General features: G+C 45.4%; 1 protein-coding gene. It reads right to left on the minus strand.

The window, feature by feature from the left end; translation table 11 throughout:
- Nucleotides 1-352, minus strand: a 352-nt coding sequence (locus R7E78_RS28525) for an iron-containing alcohol dehydrogenase (RefSeq protein WP_318058937.1), incomplete at its 3' end; no start/stop codon positions are given.
- Nucleotides 353-590: the final 238 nt, after the last annotated feature.

The raw sequence follows: 590 nt of genomic DNA on the forward strand, positions 1-590 counted from the left end.
CAATGGCAGATCCGCCACCTAACGCCAAAATGGCTTCCGATTGAGAGGCGTTGTAAGCACGTAATCCATCTTCCACTTGATCGTAAGTTGGGTCTGGTTTTACTTCAGAAAACACGCCCACCTGTAAACCCAGCCCCTGCGTTTGCTCCAAGACTTTACCTACCATACCGATTCGAACTAATCCCTCATCGGTCACTAGCAACAAACGTCGAAAACCTAGATCAGATATCGCCTCCAACAACTCAGATACGGCTCCCGAACCAGAAAACAGCGTCGGCCGTGGAAGTGGCAGCACATGCGCGGCGATTTTTAGCCCTTTGGTGTAACTGCGATACAAACAATGTTTCAACATACAAATTCCTTTTGAGTTGGAGCAATTAGTCTAGTAGTTTTTTCAGGCAACTCTTCTTTGCGGCTTCACAAATTCGCAATCGAGTCGTTTACCTTTTCTTCCTTTAACTCATTGAGCTAATTAAGAAACAAAATGGGGATATTTTCTTTCCTACAGTGACCACCACAATAGGTATTCCATCTGCACCGTCCTTACGAATTACATTGAGAGTGGCAGCAAAACGTGCACCGTCACTTTG

The sequence above is a fragment of the Vibrio sp. YT-19(2023) genome, assembly GCF_033337395.1.